Genomic DNA, 1681 nt, shown 5'->3' on the forward strand with positions numbered 1-1681 from the left:
CCGCATTTTCCCCACTTTAATTATTTCAAATGCGGGTCTGGATCGAACCGGAAATGGTAAATCCTAAAAGTGAACTTTATGAAAAACATAAAGACTGGGTGATTCGTTTCCCCAATCGCGAAGAATATTATTTCCGCAACCAATTGGTACTCGACCTCAGTAATCCGGCCGTACAAGACCATGTATTCGGCGTAGTAGACCAACTGATGACAAAATATCCGGATATCGCTTTCTTTAAATGGGATTGCAACAGCCCCATCACCAACATTTATTCAACCTACCTGAAAGGGAAACAAACACATCTATATATAGACTATGTGCGCGGACTCTATAAAGTGCTTGAACGCGTCAAAGCCAAATATCCGAACTTGCCGATGATGCTCTGCGCCGGTGGCGGAGGACGTTCCGACTTCGAGGCATTGAAGTACTTTACAGAATTCTGGCCAAGTGACAACACCGATCCGATCGAACGCCTGTTCATCCAATGGGGATTCTCACAGGTATTCCCCAGCAAAACCCTGTGTGCACACGTGACTACATGGAACAAGAAAACCAGTGTCAAATTCCGTACCGACGTAGCCATGATGTGCAAATTAGGGTTCGACATCAAAATGGATGATCTGACAAACGACGAACAAACGTATTGCCGCCAAGCCGTACAGGAATATAATCGCCTGAAACCCGTTATTTTAGAGGGTGACCTTTATCGTCTCGTATCTCCTTATGAAGGTGAACGCGAACATACCTCTTCCATGTACATCAGCAAGGACAAAAGCAATGCAGTCGTATTTGCTTTCGATATCCATCCGCGCTACGGAGAACGGCTGCTTCCGGTACGTCTGCAAGGCTTGGAAGCTAACAGAATGTATAAAGTGAAAGAGATCAACCTGATGCCGGGCGCATGGCCCAGCTTGGGAGGAAATGATCAGGTTTATTCCGGAGAATACCTGATGACGGTAGGTCTCGGCCTGTTCACAGGACAAGATTTAAGCAGCCGCATCATAGAGGTTAGTGCCCAATAAGAAAATCCGTCAAGAGAAAGTACTATCTTATAAAAATTCTTCATTAGTATCCTGTGCCCCTGTATCTGCCCTCCGGCAGTGCAGGGGCACTAACTTTTTTAATCAGAATTCAATATAAAATTCATCTCGCACAATTTCTTCTCTTTTCACATAGTGGAATTTACTCAGCAAATAAGTAACTGAAATAGAAGTTTTTAAAAAATATGATGTAATCACTATTTTATTTCATATTTTTTTCTAATTTTGCTAACAACATAAATTCATTATGAAATGCCCATGATATAAAAAAAACAATGTAATTTATAAAGTTAATTGAATAAGAATTTATGGTCATATAGACTTCGTAGAATATGAAAAGATTAATTTATATATTGCCTTTTATTGTGTTTTTGCAATTAAATGCACAAACATTCGGTTCAGGTCAGAAATGGGCAGATTTTCATACCAACAAAAAGGCTTTATCTCATCCCGTACCTACCAATATCCAGAAACATTTCGACATTGCTATAAATGAAATAAGCCAGATGTTGAAAAGGGAAAAACCTTTAAGTTTTAAAAGGGCGGTTTTTCTTGTAGAGAATGCTTATTATGAAGGCAAAATGAGTTGGGAGGATTATAACAATGAAATATTGAGAATAAAGCCCATACTTAATAAAATG

2 pseudogenes are annotated in these 1681 nt (G+C 39.7%); both read left to right on the forward strand.

The features are described 5' to 3' along the window. Positions 1–35: 35 nt before the first annotated feature. Positions 36–1022: pseudogene (locus QVP90_RS01270) on the forward strand (alpha-galactosidase); the annotation flags it as partial. 350 nt (positions 1023–1372) lie between these two features. Next, positions 1373–1681, forward strand: a pseudogene (locus QVP90_RS01275) (hypothetical protein); the annotation flags it as partial.

Source organism: Bacteroides sp. CAG:189 (genome assembly GCF_000432295.1).
GTDB lineage: Bacteria > Bacteroidota > Bacteroidia > Bacteroidales > Bacteroidaceae > Bacteroides > Bacteroides salyersiae.